We start from the raw sequence: 14,557 nt of genomic DNA on the forward strand, positions 1-14,557 counted from the left end.
AATGAATTATGCCCACCTTATCAGTCATACTCATCACCCGCAATGAAGAGGCCAATTTGGACGATTGTCTAGCCTCTCTGGAGGGCATCGCCCAGCAGATTGTGGTGGTTGATACCAATAGCTCTGACGGCACCCTAGAAATAGCCAAAAAGCATGGGGCAACCATATCCCAGCCCTCTGATTGGCCTGGTTTTGGTCCCCAAAAGAACCGTGCTTTAGACCTGGCTACTGGCGAGTGGGTACTCTCTTTGGATGCTGACGAAAGACTGACTCCCGCCCTTAAATCTGAAATCCTGACGGCCATTCACCATAGCGCCCATGTGAATTGTTTTGCCATTCCTCGGCTATCTTGGTATTGCGGACGATTCATCCGCCACTCTGGCTGGAGCCCGGATTATGTTGATCGCTTATTTAAACGGGGGACCGCCCACTTCTCGGATGACCTCGTTCATGAACGACTTGTCCCTAATGGCCAAGTCGCCAAACTAGAAAATCCAATGTTGCATTACAGCTTCATGAACTATTCCCAAGTTCTGCAAAAGCTAGATCGATATTCCACTGCATCAGCCGAGCAAGCATTTGCTAAAGGTAAAACAAGCAGCCCCCTCAAAGCAGTGCTTCATGGGGCTTGGGCATTTTTCCGAACATACATTCTGCGCGCGGGATTTTTAGATGGTCCGCAAGGATTTGCCTTGGCGGCATCTAATGGCCAAGGCACTTATTACCGATATATCAAGCTGTGGCATCTGAATCAGGAAGCCAATAAATGATTTCCGTTTTATTGGCCACTTACAACTGGCCTCAAGCGCTCAAGCTATGCCTAGAATCTCTGGCCACCCAAACCGATCAGAACTTTGAAATCATCATCGCGGATGATGGCTCTACCGCAAGTACAAAGCAAGTTATTGACTCATTTCAAGACTCACACTCCGCTTCCATCAAACATCTTTGGCAAGAGGATCAAGGTTTTCGGAAAACCAAAATTTTGAACCAAGCCATTGCTGCAGCCCATGGTGACTACCTGGTTTTTTTAGATGGTGATTGCATTGTCCAGCCAGACTTTATAGCTCGTCATCGTCAGTTGGCTCAAAAAGGCTATCTCGTCACCGGCAGCAGAATCTTACTGAATGAAAGCCTCACTCAAGAACTGCTTTCTTGGGCGCACTGGAACTTTCAGCAGTTTTGCTCAGGCTTGCTGGGAAAAAGAATTAGTGGTGGTATCAATAAATACTGGCCTCTCAAGATTAAATTGGGCAATGGCACTTGGCGGGATTACAACAAGTTTGTTTGGCGCCGTATTAAGGGTTGCAATATGGCCTGCTGGAAGGCTGATGCTGAAGTCATTAATGGCTTTGATGAAACCATGACTGGCTGGGGCCACGAAGATGCAGACTTTATCTTCCGTCTACAACACCATGGTATTCGTCGTAAATCTGGGTCGTGGTCTACCGAAGTCTTGCACCTCTTTCATCAAATTCATGATCAAAGCAACGCTAATGAGAATGCACGACGCGTGCGTGAAAAGATTTTGGCTAAGGCGCTATAAGCATTTTTACTGCTATGACTACTTACTCCAAGCTCAAACCTAAAAAAGTATTGTTCATTGCCACGCGGCAAATTGGTGACGTTTTAGTCACAACTCCACTGATCAGCAAGGCGAGAGAGCTCTGGCCAGATGCGGAGTTTCATTTCCTGGGATATCGCGGCAAGCTAGAGATGCTGCACGGTAATCCGGACATCGCCGAAGTCATAGAAACTTCTGACCGACCTGGTTTTGGTGAATACCTTTCGCTCTTTAATCGCCTCTTCCAGCGCTATGACTTAGCGGTAGTAACGCAACCAAGTGATCGCGCCTACCTGTATGGCTTGGTGGCGGCTTTTAGAAGAGTCGGTGTGCTTGGAGGTCACCCTCAGGGCAAAGATGCCGAAGATCAGCAGAAACGCAGTAAAAGCGAGAAGCAAAACGCTTGGAAGAAATTTATCTGCATGCACACCGTCGATGTTGATTACTTTAAACAGCATGTCATTACAGAAAAGTTGCGTCTACTAGAAACTTTTTTTAAAAATCCTGCTGATCTATTTGCCAAAGCGATCTCAGTGACCCCGCCAGCTGGAGAGCCCTTAACTCCCATCATTGCCGGCGAACTGAAGCAACCCTATGTCGTAGTGCATCCAGGGCCACTTACCGCCTACAAACGTTGGCCGCTAGCTTACTGGCAAGAACTCATTACATACTTGGTGAAGCAAGGTTATCAAGTGGTGCTCAGTGCATCGCCTGCTAAGCAAGATATGCAACTGAATCACGACATCATCTCTTTACTGGATGATGAAAGTAAAAAACAAGTCATCAATGCTGCTGGTAAGTTATCCATCCCACAGGCGGGCACTCTAATTCGTGGCGCCGCTTTGTACATTGGAGTGGATACCTCGATTACCCATTTAGCCGCGGCATGCAACACCCCAACGATTGCCCTCTTTGGCGCTACACCGCCAACGAACTTTGGTCCATGGCCCAATGGTTTTATTGGTGAGCAACCTTACCAATTGCGCGCCCGTACGCAAACTGTGGGCAACGTCTCCATTCTGCAAGGTCCTGGTGAATGTGTGCCTTGCCGCAAGGCCGGCTGCTTAGACAAAGCAGATAGTTATAGCGAGTGCTTGGATTTACTAGAGCCTGCGCAAGTCATCGAGGCTATTCAGAAAGCGTTGCCGAGCTAGATCAACTAGTACGATCAGTGATACTGAATTTGTACAGGATCTTTTTGCTTTGAAGCCAAAATCTGATTGAGGCCGTGTAAGCAAGCATCATCTGGATAAATACGCAGCTCTTCTGGGAACTGCATTAAGCAAGCGCCGCCACTGGTAGTGACAGCAGCAGTGAGCATTAGCCCCTTCATACCCTCATTCGACCCCGGCCCAGCAGGCGCAGAGACACCTAACCTAGGATCACGCACGCGATTTGCCATGAGATAAGGATTGATTTGGCTGCGGAGCATCTTGATATCGATTGCATTATCAATACATACGTGCACGTTACGAGCAAAACGCATGCGTGCGCCTGTGATATCCATGACCGCCTCAGACACAATGCGCATTCCGCCGGAGAACTTATCTGGCGTCACATTTACTTTAGCAACCAAGAGTTCATCTTCTTTGAGCCATGAACGGTTTGGTTCATAGACTTCGCTATACAAGGTGACTTCGAGGGCAGCAGTACCATCATCAATCGTTGCAATCATCATGCGACCACGTTGACCGGTCAACATCCTTGCCGAAGTAATGATGCCCGCAATCAATTGATCCTTGCCCTCAGTGACTTTTGATAATGACTGACGAATGAAGTGCGAAGTCTCATCACGATAAGCATCAAACATATGTCCTGTTAAGCAAAGGCCTAAAGCAGTCTTTTCTTCTTGCAAGCGTTTTTTCTCAGACCAGACAGGCTCTCGCACTAACTCTGGCAGATGGCGGTTCTCTTCACCAGCCACTTCAAACAAACTGACTTGATGAATCGATGCTTCTGCTTGCTCGGCAGCCTCAATGGCTCTGGCTAAAGAGGCTAGTAAGGTTGAGCGAATGTCATACAGGTTTCCGTCCGCAGGAATGGTGTCACGATACAAGCTATCAAATGCTCCAGCACGCATTAGCGCTTCAATAGCGCGACGATTTACCTGGCGACGATCTACCCGTGCGCAGAAATCAAACAAGTCCTTGAATGGTCCACCAGTCTCACGCGCTTTGACAATAGATTCAATGGCAGCCTCGCCAGTACCGCGGACTGCACCTAAACCATAACGAATATGACTGATTGGGGAGTCCGGCGCCGCATCGGGAGCGCGCAATGGCGTGAACTCATAAACACCGGTATTGATATCCGGTGAGAACACGCGAATGTTATTTACCAAACAATCGTCATACAGAATCTTCACCTTATCGGTGTCATCCATTGCGAGCGATAAGTTGGCCGCCATAAATTCGGCTGGGTAATACGCTTTGAGCCAAGCGGTTTGATAAGCCAAGAGTGCGTATGCAGCGGCGTGCGACTTATTAAATCCATAGCCTGCAAAACGCTCCATCAAGTCATAGATCTCATTGGCTTTTGACTCGGTAATACCGCCCGCTTTGGCGCCATCACTAAAAATCTTGCGATGCTGCGCCATTTCTTCTGGCTTTTTCTTGCCCATCGCACGACGCAACATGTCAGCGCCACCCAATGAGTAGCCGCCAATCATCTGCGCCATCTGCATCACCTGCTCTTGATAGACCATGATGCCGTAGGTCTCACGTAGAACAGGCTCAATACGGGGATCGGGATACTCTACTTTTTGACGACCGTGCTTACGCTCAATAAAGTCCGGAATCAAATCCATTGGACCCGGACGATACAAAGCCACCAAAGCAATAATATCTTCAAAGCGGTCTGGCTTTGCTTCACGTAGCATGCCTTGCATGCCGCGGCTTTCTAGCTGAAACACGGCAACGGTATTGGCACGCTTGAGAACGTCAAAGGCTTTCTCATCATCGAGTGCAATCTCGCCAATATTCCAGTCTCTGCGATCCGCATGTAACGCTTTAATCCAACGCTCTGCTGCAGCCAAGATAGTAAGGGTAGTCAAACCTAAGAAGTCGAACTTTACCAAGCCAATCGCCTCTACGTCATCCTTGTCGAATTGACTGATGACGGAGCTACTGTCTTGGTCTTTACTTTCTTGAGTGTAGAGTGGACAAAAATCGGTGAGACGGCCCGGAGCAATCAACACACCACCCGCATGCATACCGACGTTACGAGTCATACCTTCTAACTGCTGTGCCAAAGAGAGTAACTGGCGCACCTCATCTTCATTCTTCTCGCGTTCAGCTAATTGCTTTTCTTCCTTCTTTGCCATTTCAATAGTCATGTACTGACCTGGCTTATTGGGTACGAGCTTAGCGATACCGTCAACGAAGTTATAGCCCTGCTCCAGCACACGTCCCACGTCACGAATCGCCGCTCTGGCGGCCATGGTTCCAAAAGTGGCAATCTGACTGACCGCATCTTTGCCGTACTTGTCTTTCACGTACTGAATCACACGGTCGCGACCGTGCTGGCAGAAGTCGATATCAAAGTCGGGCATGGATACCCGCTCTGGATTTAAGAAGCGCTCAAAGAGCAAGTTGTAACGCAGTGGATCTAGATCGGTAATACCCAATGAGTAAGCTACCAATGAGCCTGCACCAGATCCACGACCAGGGCCTACTGGCACACCATTATTTTTTGCCCAGTTAATAAAGTCAGCAACGATCAAGAAGTAGCCTGGAAAGCCCATTTGCGCAATCGTCTTGACTTCAAAGACCAAGCGCTCGTGATAGCGCACCATTTCTTTTTCGCGCTCTTGTGCATCTGGAAAGTTGCGCTCCATGTGGCGCTTTAAGCCAATCTCCGATTGCTGCAATAGATAATCATCGAGCGTGATACCTGGAGGCGTCGGAAAATCTGGCAAGCGTGGCTGACCTAAGACCAGGGAGAGGTTGCAACGCTTTGCAATTTCAACCGAGTTCGCCAATGCGGCCGGCAAATCAGCAAAACGTTTTTCCATTTCCTCTTGGGTCAGGAAGTACTGCTCATCATTAAACTTTTTGGTTCGGCGTGGATTGCCGAGCAACTCGCCTTCAGCAATACAAACACGGGCCTCATGCGCAGTAAAGTCGCTCTTCTGCATGAACTGCACTGGGTGCGTTGCGACTACTGGCAAATCCAACTCACTAGCTAGATGACAGGCAAGTTGCAGTTGTTTTTCATCTTGAGGATTGCCGCCACGCTGGACTTCGATATAGAAGGACTGCGGAAAAAGTTTTTCATAGCGCCTAGCAACAATCTTGGCTTGATCTTCTTGGCCACCTAAAAGCGCTGTACCAACCTCACCCATGCGTGCGCCTGAGAGCGCAATCAAACCATAAGTCAGGGTGCGCTTAGCTGCTTTATCTTCTGCTTTAGCAGCTGGCTCACTAAACCATGCTGAATCTACTTCAGCACGACCACGGGATTGGTTATCTAAAGATGCTCTGCTGAGCAGCTCACACAAATTGAGATAGCCCGAATGGTTTTGCACCAAGAGCAATAAACGATGGGGTTGGTCTGGGTCTTGGGGGTTGCTGACCCAAACATCAGCACCGGCAATTGGCTTAATACCGCTAGAACGGGCAGCGGTGTAAAAACGCACTAAACCAAATAAATTACTTAAATCGGTAATGGCCAATGCACCCATCTCGTCTTTGACGGCTGCCGCGACCGCATCGTCAATGCGAACGACGCCATCCGTAATCGAAAACTCGGAATGGACGCGGAGATGAACAAAACGGGGTGAAGCCATGAGATGATTTTAGCTGTGTCGACACCCAAAAACCTTCCATCCCCAGCCGGCGGCTATCGCGGGCGATTTGCCCCCTCCCCTACCGGACCGCTGCATGCCGGATCCCTGGTTGCCGCCCTCGGAAGTTGGCTAGATGCCCGTAAAAATGAGGGTAAATGGCTGCTCAGAATTGAGGATTTAGATACCCCGCGCTGCATCCCAGAGGTTACCCAACAAATCCAGGCCCAATTGCTCGCCTGCGGACTTTCTTGGGATGAGGAGATCATCTACCAATCCCAGCGCCAAAAGGCTTACCAGGACGCTTTAAAGCGTTTCAATGAGCTCAAATGCCTATATTCCTGCACCTGCTCAAGACAAACAATAGCCACCGCCTTAGCCAAGCTCAGCATTGAGAGCCCCCGCAATCAAGAAATGGTCTATCCCGGCACCTGCCGACCTGCCTCATTAATGAGCAATCCCTGGGATACCGTCCAAGATTTAAAAAAGGCATGGCGCATTGCCCTTCCCCAAAATTGCCTTATTGAATTTAAGGATTTAGCGCTGGGTCCACAAAGTCAGAATCTTAATGCGGAAGTGGGTGATTTTGTCTTACGTAGAAGCGATGGACTATTTACTTACCAACTAGCTGTTGTAGTGGATGATGCCGAACAAGGCATCACTCGTATTGTTCGAGGCCAAGATTTATTAAGTAATACGGCAAGGCAAATTTATCTACAAGATGTACTGGGATACCAGAAACCAGAATATCTTCATCTACCACTAGTACTAGATGCGCATGGTGAAAAACTCAGCAAGCAAACTCTAGCAACGCAAATCAATACACAAGATGACAAACACTCACTGATAGAGTTACGTAAAGCGGGAATGCATTTGGGTTTGAAGAACTTGCCTGATGGCGAGAATGTCTCTATTGCAGAGTGGCTCTTGGCAGCCACTCATGCATGGAAAAGCTAAATCACTTAGCCTTTCTTTTTTTCTTTTTTACTTCTTACTTCTTACTTCTTACTTCTTGGGTTATTTATTTCTTTTTAAAGCCGCCAAGCAAAGCACCAACAGCCGGCTTTGCAGGGGTAATGCCAACTTTTTTCTCCTCTGGCTTAGCAGCATCTGAAGCAGATGCTGGAGCTGTTGACGGCTCGTAAGGCTTGTAGAAGAAAGGGTCTGACATTTTGGCTGGTGCGCTATATGAGCTTCTGGAGCCACCAGATGATGGACGGCTTTGTGAAGGCGCACCTTCTGGCAAAGGCTGTACATCCAACTTGCGCTTCATGAGCTTTTCAATATCGTCGAGCAAGCGCTTCTCGCTAGCATCGACCAAAGCAATCGCATCGCCCTTACTTCCAGCGCGACCAGTACGGCCAATGCGGTGAATAAAGTCTTCTGCGTTGTAAGGTAACTCGTGATTAATCACGCAAGGCATATCCGGAATATCTAGGCCGCGTGCAGCCACATCGGTTGCTACTAAGGCTTCAATTGCGCCAGATTTGAATGCATCCAAAGTTAAAGTGCGTTCGCCTTGACTCTTGTCGCCATGAATCGCGCCCGCTTTGATACCATCGCGCTCGAGTGCACGAGATAACTTTGCGCAACCTAAACGGCTGTTAGTAAAGATGATGCATTGACGGGATAAACCAGCGCGTGTACGTGCTTCCAATACTTTGACAATGGCGCGCTGCTTATCCGCAGAAGACACCATATGGACCACCTGCTTCACCGTATCAGCGGCGGCGTTTTGACGAGCTACCTCAACCGTTACTGGGGTACGCAAATAGCTTTGTGCCAACTTTTTGATTTCTGGTGAGAAAGTAGCAGAGAACAATAATGTTTGTCTTTGCGCAGGAATCAAATCAATGATGCGTTGCAAGTCGGGCAAGAAACCCATATCGAGCATGCGATCGGCTTCGTCTAATACCAAAATCTCTACTTGAGAGAGATTGGCAACTTTAGAACCAATGTGATCGAGCAAACGTCCTGGTGTAGCAATCAAAATCTCTACGCCATTGCGCAATATGGCTACTTGCTCTTTCATATCCACGCCACCATACACAACGGCAGCGCGTAAATCAGTATGTTTAGAGTAACTAGCGGCATTTTCAGACACTTGCACCGCTAACTCGCGAGTTGGAGTCAGAACCAATGCGCGAATCGGATGACGTGCTGGTGAAGCGCTACTACTAGCATGACGCAAAATCTTTTGAATGATAGGCAATACAAAGGCAGCTGTTTTACCAGTACCGGTTTGTGCTGCACCCATCAAGTCGCTACCAGCCAATACGTGCGGTATTGATTGCGCTTGAATCGGGGTAGGAATGGTGTAACCCTGCTCTAGAACCGCTTTTTGAATCTTCGGGTCTAAACCAAAGTCAGCAAAAGTGATTGTTGCCAGGGATGGTGCGGTAGCAGCAGCGGCAGCAGTGTCAGTGTTAGCAACACTAGGGGTAGCGGCTTCGCTAACCCCTGTAGATGAATTTATTTCAGTAGCAGTATTTGTCAAGGTAACTTACAGGATGGCCGCAATGCCGGCCTTAGCGGTTTCAGCATCCTCGGTCGATTTAACGCCGGAAACGCCGACTGCGCCGATGGTAAACCCGTTTACCTCGATATTGACCCCACCCTCCAACATGCCCGAAATATGTGGGGCAGATAAGAAAGAAATGCGGCCGTTATTAATAATTTCTTCGTACACACGACTCTCGCGTTTACCCATTGCAGCTGTGCGTGCCTTCTCTTGAGCAATGTAAGCAGATACTGGAGCACAACCATCGCGGCGAGTTAAACCTAATACATGACCGCCATCATCACAAACGGCAATAGTCACTGCCCAGTTATTTTTAGCGGCATGCTTGTCTGCTGCGTCCAAAATCTTTTGAACATCAGCTTGAGTTAAGTAAGGTTTAGTAGCCAACATGTTTAATCTTTCTGTCTCGAATATGGTGTATTTGGTGCATGCACTTCTATATAAGTACTTGAATTATAAGGGGTGTAGCGCGATTCTTCATACAGAATCAGGCTTCACCCCAATTAATGCGCTTCTGTGTTGCGCTAAGTCCTTCTTATTTAAGGAACTCTTGGGCTGCAACGACTCCGCTGGCCTTGGGTTTGTAACCCATAGAACCTAGGCTCATCTCTACCCCGCTCAGGGCAGCCATCAGGCTCAATTCATTACAGTCACCCAAATGGCCAATACGGAATGCCTTGCCTTTGATTTTGCCTAAGCCAGTTCCTAAAGAGAGATTGAATTTCTCTAAAGCATGCTTACGCAATACATCGGCATCCATGCCTTCTGGAGTAGCAATGCAAGTCAGTACTGGTGAATAGCAATCTTCATCTTGACACTGAATCTCAAGACCCCAAGCATTGACTGCTTCACGGCAAGCAGCTGCCAAACGTTGGTGACGCGCAAAGATCGTATCCAATCCTTCAGCCAACATCATGTCCATGGCTTCATGCAAACCGTACATCAAATTGGTGCTGGGGGTTGTTGGCCAGTAACCATTTTTATTTGACTCTAGGATCTCGTCCCAAGCCCAATACGATTTATGGATTTTATTATTTTGACTGACCTCAATTGCGCGTGGTGACAAGGCATTAAAGCCAATACCAGGCGGCAACATCAAACCTTTTTGTGAGCCAGAGATCGTGACGTCTGCACCCCACTTGTCATGCTCATAGTCCGCTGAACCCAAGCCAGATACGCTATCTACAAGCAATAAGGCTGGATGCTTTAAGGAGTCAATCGCCTTACGAACGGCAGCAATATTGGATGTCACGCCAGTAGAAGTTTCGTTATGTACAACACAAACTGCTTTGATCTCATGACCAGTGTCTTTGCGCAAACGCTCTTCAATCACGGCGGCATCAATACCCCAACGCCAAGAATCTTGTCCAGCCTTACCAACCACTTCCACATCTAAACCAAGACGCTTGCCAAGAGCACGCCACAAGTTAGCGAACTGACCAGTTTCATAGAACAGCACTTTGTCGCCAGGATTAAGAACGTTCACTAATGCACCTTCCCAAGCACCCGTTCCAGATGCGGAATAAATAATGACGGGCTGCTCAGTTTTAAAAATCTTTTTGATGCCATCTAATACCTTCAAACCAAACGCACCAAACTCTGGACCACGATGGTCAATCGTTTGATAGCTAATGGCGCGCAGTACGCGTGGCGGAACAGGACTTGGGCCGGGAATATGTAAAAAATGGCGTCCTGATGCGTGGTTATCAAGTTTCAACATGCTGTGTCTCACTTTTAAAGTGTTTATAGGTAGTTATTTCTGCTTCTAGTGTATGACAATTTTTGAGAAATTTCCATTTTGTATACAAATTATTTTAAATAGACATCAGAATAAAGCCTAATTTAAGCATTTAAAGGCTATATTTATGCCTTAAGATCGTTTATTCTTATTTTGTATACAAATTATTCAGGCCAGAGGTTGATCCATGACAGCACTAGAGCAGCCAAATTCACAAAATTTACATGAAGCTACTTTCGAGAAGCTGAGGTCCCTCCTCGTAGAGGGCAAGATTGCCCCTGGCAGCAAACTCAATGAACGTGAACTCGCTGAGAGTCTCAATGTTTCCCGCACCCCTATTCGGGAAGCTATTCGCCGTTTGGCCGCTGAAGGTTTAGTGGAGTTAATTGCCAACCGTGGCGCGATCGCCGTGGAACTCAGTCTTGAAGATGTATTAAATACATTTGATGTGATTGCAGACCTAGAGGGATTTTCTGGAGAACTGGCAGCGAACAATATTAGCGATGCCACCCTCTCTGAATTAGAGGCCCTTCAATATGAAATGATGGCCTCATATGCGCGTCGTGATTTATCGAGTTATTACAAACTTAATTTACGCATTCACCATCTGATTAATCAGGCAGCAAACAATCCCGTGTTATCCAAGCTCTTTACTCAAGTCAATGCGCGTATTGAGGCCTTGCGCTTTCGCTCCAATCAAGATGGTGTTAAGTGGGAAAAGGCTGTGGAGGAGCACCAAGAAATGCTTGATGCCCTCAAGGCACGGGATAGCGTACGTATGCGCAAAATTATGATTCAACACGTCAGAAATAAACGTGATGTGGTTGCTCAATTACTCCAATCAGAATCTCAGTTAGAAACTGTCAAATCATGAATAAGCCCCTAGACCTCAAAGAACTCATGGTGGATCAAGCTGAACTAGCTAAACGCTTGCGTCAGGAGACTTCAGGCGAAGTCATGACTGATAGCGCCAGTCGTGGCCGCTATGCAACTGATGCCTCCATTTATCAAGCCATGCCAGTTGCAGTGTTTGCACCAAAGACTGCACAAGATATTGCGAGCGCTATTCAGATTGCCGCCGAACTCGGAGTACCCGTGTTGCCACGTGGTGGAGGCACAAGTCAATGCGGCCAAACTACTGGTGCAGCACTTGTCATCGATAACACCAAATATTTCAGAAATGTTTTAGATCTCAATCTGGATAAAGGCTATGTTGAGGTTGAGCCTGGTATTGTTCTCGATCACCTTAATGGCACACTCAAGCAACATGGTCTTTGGTATCCGGTGGATGTTTCTACTGCAGGGCAAGCAACGATTGGCGGTATGGCAGGGAATAACTCTTGTGGCAGCCGCTCAATTGCTTATGGCAATATGGTGCACAACGTTTTAGGTATTGATGCATGGTTAGCGGATGGCAGAATTTCCAACTTTAGTGATTACGCAAGTAGTACCGGAGCCGCAAAGCAGTTGGGTGACTTTGTAAAAAACCTAGCTAACACCCTCCAACCAGAAATCGAGGCGCATTTTCCGAAAGTATTGAGAAGGGTTGCGGGATATAACCTCGACATCTTCAATCCCCAAAGTGAGTTGCCCTATACCCAAGATGGCAGCGTTAACCTCTCCCATTTATTAGTTGGCAGTGAAGGCACCCTTGGGTACTTCAAGTCACTCAAGCTTAAGCTTGCGCCTTTACCGCAGCACAAGGTGTTGGGTATTGTGAACTTCGCCAGCTTTTATAAAGCAATGGATAGCGCGCAGCATATTGTGAGGCTGGGCCCTACTGCGGTTGAGCTAGTCGATCGCACCATGATTGATCTGGCACGCAGCAACCCTAGCTTTAAGAAAACCATTGAGACCGCTTTAATAGATCACACAGCGCAGACCCCTGAGGCAATCTTATTGGTGGAGTTTTCTGGAGAGTCTCATGCACCATTGCTTGAGAAACTCAAAGCATTGCAAGAGCTCATGAGTGATTTAGGTTTGCCTGGATCTGTTGTACCGATGCCAGATGCATCGCCACAGAAAAATTTATGGGAAGTGCGTAAAGCGGGCCTGAACATCATGATGAGCCTTAAAGGTGATGGCAAGCCAGTGAGCTTTATTGAAGACTGCGCAGTACCGCTCGAGAGTTTGGCGGAATATACCCAAGCTTTAACGGATGTATTTTCTAAATACGGTTCACGGGGCACTTGGTATGCCCATGCCTCTGTAGGCACATTGCATGTACGCCCTATTCTGGATATGCGCAGAGATGGCGCACAAAAGATGCGTGCTGTTGCTGAAGAAGCATCTGCCTTGGTGCGCAAGTACAAAGGTGCATATAGCGGTGAGCATGGCGACGGCCTTTGCCGAGGCGAATGGATCTCTTGGCAGTTTGGCCCAAAGATCACAGAAGCCCTTGCAGAAATTAAACACGCATTTGATCCGAAGGGATTGTTTAATCCCGGCAAGATCGTCAATCCACCAAAGATGGATGACTCCATCAACTTTAGATTTTCACCTAGCTACAAAGTCATTCCATTGCAACCAGCGCTCGATTGGTCTGCTTGGAACGTCCAAAATGATCCCGTCACAGAAGAAACAACTGCGCCTGGTACAGGCGGTGATCCTGCCATGGGCTTGGCTAAAGCCGTTGAAATGTGCAACAACAATGGTCACTGCCGCAAGTTTGATGCTGAAGTCATGTGCCCTAGCTATCGCGTTACCAGAGATGAGAAACACCTCACTCGCGGTAGAGCAAACACTTTACGTCTGGCACTGTCAAATCAGCTCTACATCAAAGATGAATCCTCACCTCTAGGAAGTGATGCCATTAAAGAAGTGATGGAGCTTTGCGTGAGCTGCAAGGCTTGCCGTCGCGAGTGCCCTACCGGTGTAGATATGGCCAAGATGAAGATTGAGTTCTTATCTGCTTATAAGAAGCGTGTAGGTCACTCACTCAGAGATTTAGCGGTTGCTTACCTCCCTAAATATGCCAGCACGATTAGCAATATCCCCCTCTTGCCAGCAATCCTCAACTTACGTAATCACATTACCCCGATTGCTAAGTTACAGGAATGGATCATGGGTATTTCTGCACAAAGAAGTTTGCCAATCTGGAAAGCAAAAACATTTTGGAATCAGAGAACAGCCAATGCTTATCAATACACACCGGAGCAACTAGCCAGCAATACTGATGGCAAGGGTGTTGTTCTCCTGGCAGATACCTTTAACGCCTTCTTTGAAGATGAAAACCTCCAGGCAGCATTAAAAGTACTTAATGCAGCAGGTTATCGCGTGCATATCCCCAATAAAAGTCAAAGCAAGGCGGCAAACTCAACAGATAAAGCACAAAGCGGCTGCTCCAAAGAGTTTTGTTGCGGCAGAACCTATCTTGCAGCTGGCATGGTTGATAAAGCCAAAGCCACTCTTGGTGAATTGGTTGATCACCTCGCGCCCTACGCAGACAAGAACATTCCGATTATTGGTTTAGAGCCTTCTTGCCTCTTTACGCTGAAGGACGAAGCCTTGGTGATGGGTTTTGGTGAGCGCGCTGTCAGCGTTTCTAAGCAAGCGCAATTGCTGGAAGAGTTCTTGGCTAGCGAAGTAAAAGCGGGCAAGCTCAAACTCAATCTCAAAGCTGCTGATAAGTCAGTGTTATTTCATGGTCACTGTCATCAGAAAGCATTTGCTGCAGTAACTCCAGCAATGGAGCTACTCAAACTTATTCCCAATGCAGAACCTAAGCTGATTGAATCTTCTTGCTGTGGTATGGCTGGTAGCTTTGGTTATGAAGCTGAGCACATTGAAGTATCTAAGCAAATGGCTGAAGCCAGTCTATTGCCAAGTATTCGCAAGTCGCCAGATAGCTGGGTGGTCGCTGATGGTACGAGTTGTCGTCATCAAATTGCCGATGGCACGCAAAGGGAGGCTGTACATATCGCCAGAATACTGGCAGCACATCTATAGCGA

General features: G+C 47.6%; 10 protein-coding genes. 6 read left to right on the forward strand and 4 right to left on the reverse strand.

Annotation, left to right across the window (positions count from 1 at the left end; translation table 11 throughout):
- The first annotated feature begins 8 nt into the window (after positions 1–8).
- From AOC21_RS06905 to AOC21_RS06915, 3 genes are read left to right on the forward strand one after another with little or no spacing between them, the layout of a single operon-like run.
- A complete protein-coding gene (locus AOC21_RS06905; protein WP_215391273.1) occupies positions 9–770 on the forward strand; it encodes a glycosyltransferase family 2 protein in 762 nt (253 codons plus the stop codon).
- The gene (locus tag AOC21_RS06910; RefSeq protein ID WP_215391274.1) at positions 767–1,546 is read left to right on the forward strand and encodes a glycosyltransferase family 2 protein; all 780 of its coding nucleotides are present in this window, start codon (positions 767–769) and stop codon (positions 1,544–1,546) included. Before AOC21_RS06905 ends, AOC21_RS06910 begins: the two co-directional genes overlap by 4 nt.
- Before the next feature lie 14 nt (positions 1,547–1,560).
- Positions 1,561–2,718: a glycosyltransferase family 9 protein gene (locus AOC21_RS06915; protein WP_215391275.1), complete on the forward strand. Its 1,158-nt coding sequence runs from the start codon at positions 1,561–1,563 to the stop codon at positions 2,716–2,718.
- Between the two features lie 14 nt (positions 2,719–2,732).
- On the opposite strand, the gene dnaE is transcribed toward AOC21_RS06915, so the two are convergent.
- Positions 2,733–6,350 carry a DNA polymerase III subunit alpha gene (gene dnaE, locus AOC21_RS06920; protein WP_215391276.1) on the reverse strand — a complete coding sequence of 1,206 codons (3,618 nt, stop codon included), beginning with the start codon at positions 6,348–6,350 and terminating at the stop codon, positions 2,733–2,735.
- Between the two features lie 15 nt (positions 6,351–6,365).
- Here dnaE and gluQRS point away from each other — a divergent pair, with 15 nt between their 5' ends.
- Positions 6,366–7,304, forward strand: a complete 939-nt coding sequence (gene gluQRS, locus AOC21_RS06925; protein ID WP_251371476.1) for a tRNA glutamyl-Q(34) synthetase GluQRS — start codon at positions 6,366–6,368, stop codon at positions 7,302–7,304.
- Between the two features lie 64 nt (positions 7,305–7,368).
- On the opposite strand, the gene AOC21_RS06930 is transcribed toward gluQRS, so the two are convergent.
- The 3 genes from AOC21_RS06930 to AOC21_RS06940 form a co-directional block, all read right to left on the reverse strand.
- A complete protein-coding gene (locus tag AOC21_RS06930; protein ID WP_371817785.1) occupies positions 7,369–8,844 on the reverse strand; it encodes a DEAD/DEAH box helicase in 1,476 nt (491 codons plus the stop codon).
- Between the two features lie 6 nt (positions 8,845–8,850).
- Entirely contained in the window at positions 8,851–9,258 is a 408-nt protein-coding gene (locus AOC21_RS06935; protein WP_215391278.1) for a heme-binding protein, read from the reverse strand.
- Positions 9,259–9,403: 145 nt separating this feature from the next.
- Positions 9,404–10,588: an alanine--glyoxylate aminotransferase family protein gene (locus AOC21_RS06940; RefSeq protein WP_215391279.1), complete on the reverse strand. Its 1,185-nt coding sequence runs from the start codon at positions 10,586–10,588 to the stop codon at positions 9,404–9,406.
- A 205-nt stretch (positions 10,589–10,793) separates the two neighbouring features.
- Here AOC21_RS06940 and AOC21_RS06945 point away from each other — a divergent pair, with 205 nt between their 5' ends.
- Together AOC21_RS06945 and AOC21_RS06950 are read left to right on the forward strand one after the other, a co-directional pair.
- Positions 10,794–11,480, forward strand: coding sequence for a GntR family transcriptional regulator (locus AOC21_RS06945; RefSeq protein ID WP_215391280.1), 687 nt, complete (start codon positions 10,794–10,796; stop codon positions 11,478–11,480).
- Complete coding sequence (locus AOC21_RS06950) at positions 11,477–14,554, forward strand: FAD-binding and (Fe-S)-binding domain-containing protein (protein WP_215391281.1); 3,078 nt, start codon at positions 11,477–11,479, stop codon at positions 14,552–14,554. Before AOC21_RS06945 ends, AOC21_RS06950 begins: the two co-directional genes overlap by 4 nt.
- Positions 14,555–14,557 lie beyond the last annotated feature (3 nt).

The sequence above is a fragment of the Polynucleobacter sp. VK25 genome (genome assembly GCF_018687355.1).
Classification (GTDB): domain Bacteria; phylum Pseudomonadota; class Gammaproteobacteria; order Burkholderiales; family Burkholderiaceae; genus Polynucleobacter.

Coding starts and splice junctions, on each gene's coding strand:
- AOC21_RS06905 (WP_215391273.1), top strand. CDS start 9: ATGCCCACCTTATCAGTCATACTCATCACCCGCAATGAAGAGGCCAAT.
- AOC21_RS06910 (WP_215391274.1), top strand. CDS start 767: ATGATTTCCGTTTTATTGGCCACTTACAACTGGCCTCAAGCGCTCAAG.
- AOC21_RS06915 (WP_215391275.1), top strand. CDS start 1,561: ATGACTACTTACTCCAAGCTCAAACCTAAAAAAGTATTGTTCATTGCC.
- dnaE (WP_215391276.1), bottom strand. CDS start 6,350: ATGGCTTCACCCCGTTTTGTTCATCTCCGCGTCCATTCCGAGTTTTCG.
- AOC21_RS06935 (WP_215391278.1), bottom strand. CDS start 9,258: ATGTTGGCTACTAAACCTTACTTAACTCAAGCTGATGTTCAAAAGATT.
- AOC21_RS06940 (WP_215391279.1), bottom strand. CDS start 10,588: ATGTTGAAACTTGATAACCACGCATCAGGACGCCATTTTTTACATATT.
- AOC21_RS06945 (WP_215391280.1), top strand. CDS start 10,794: ATGACAGCACTAGAGCAGCCAAATTCACAAAATTTACATGAAGCTACT.
- AOC21_RS06950 (WP_215391281.1), top strand. CDS start 11,477: ATGAATAAGCCCCTAGACCTCAAAGAACTCATGGTGGATCAAGCTGAA.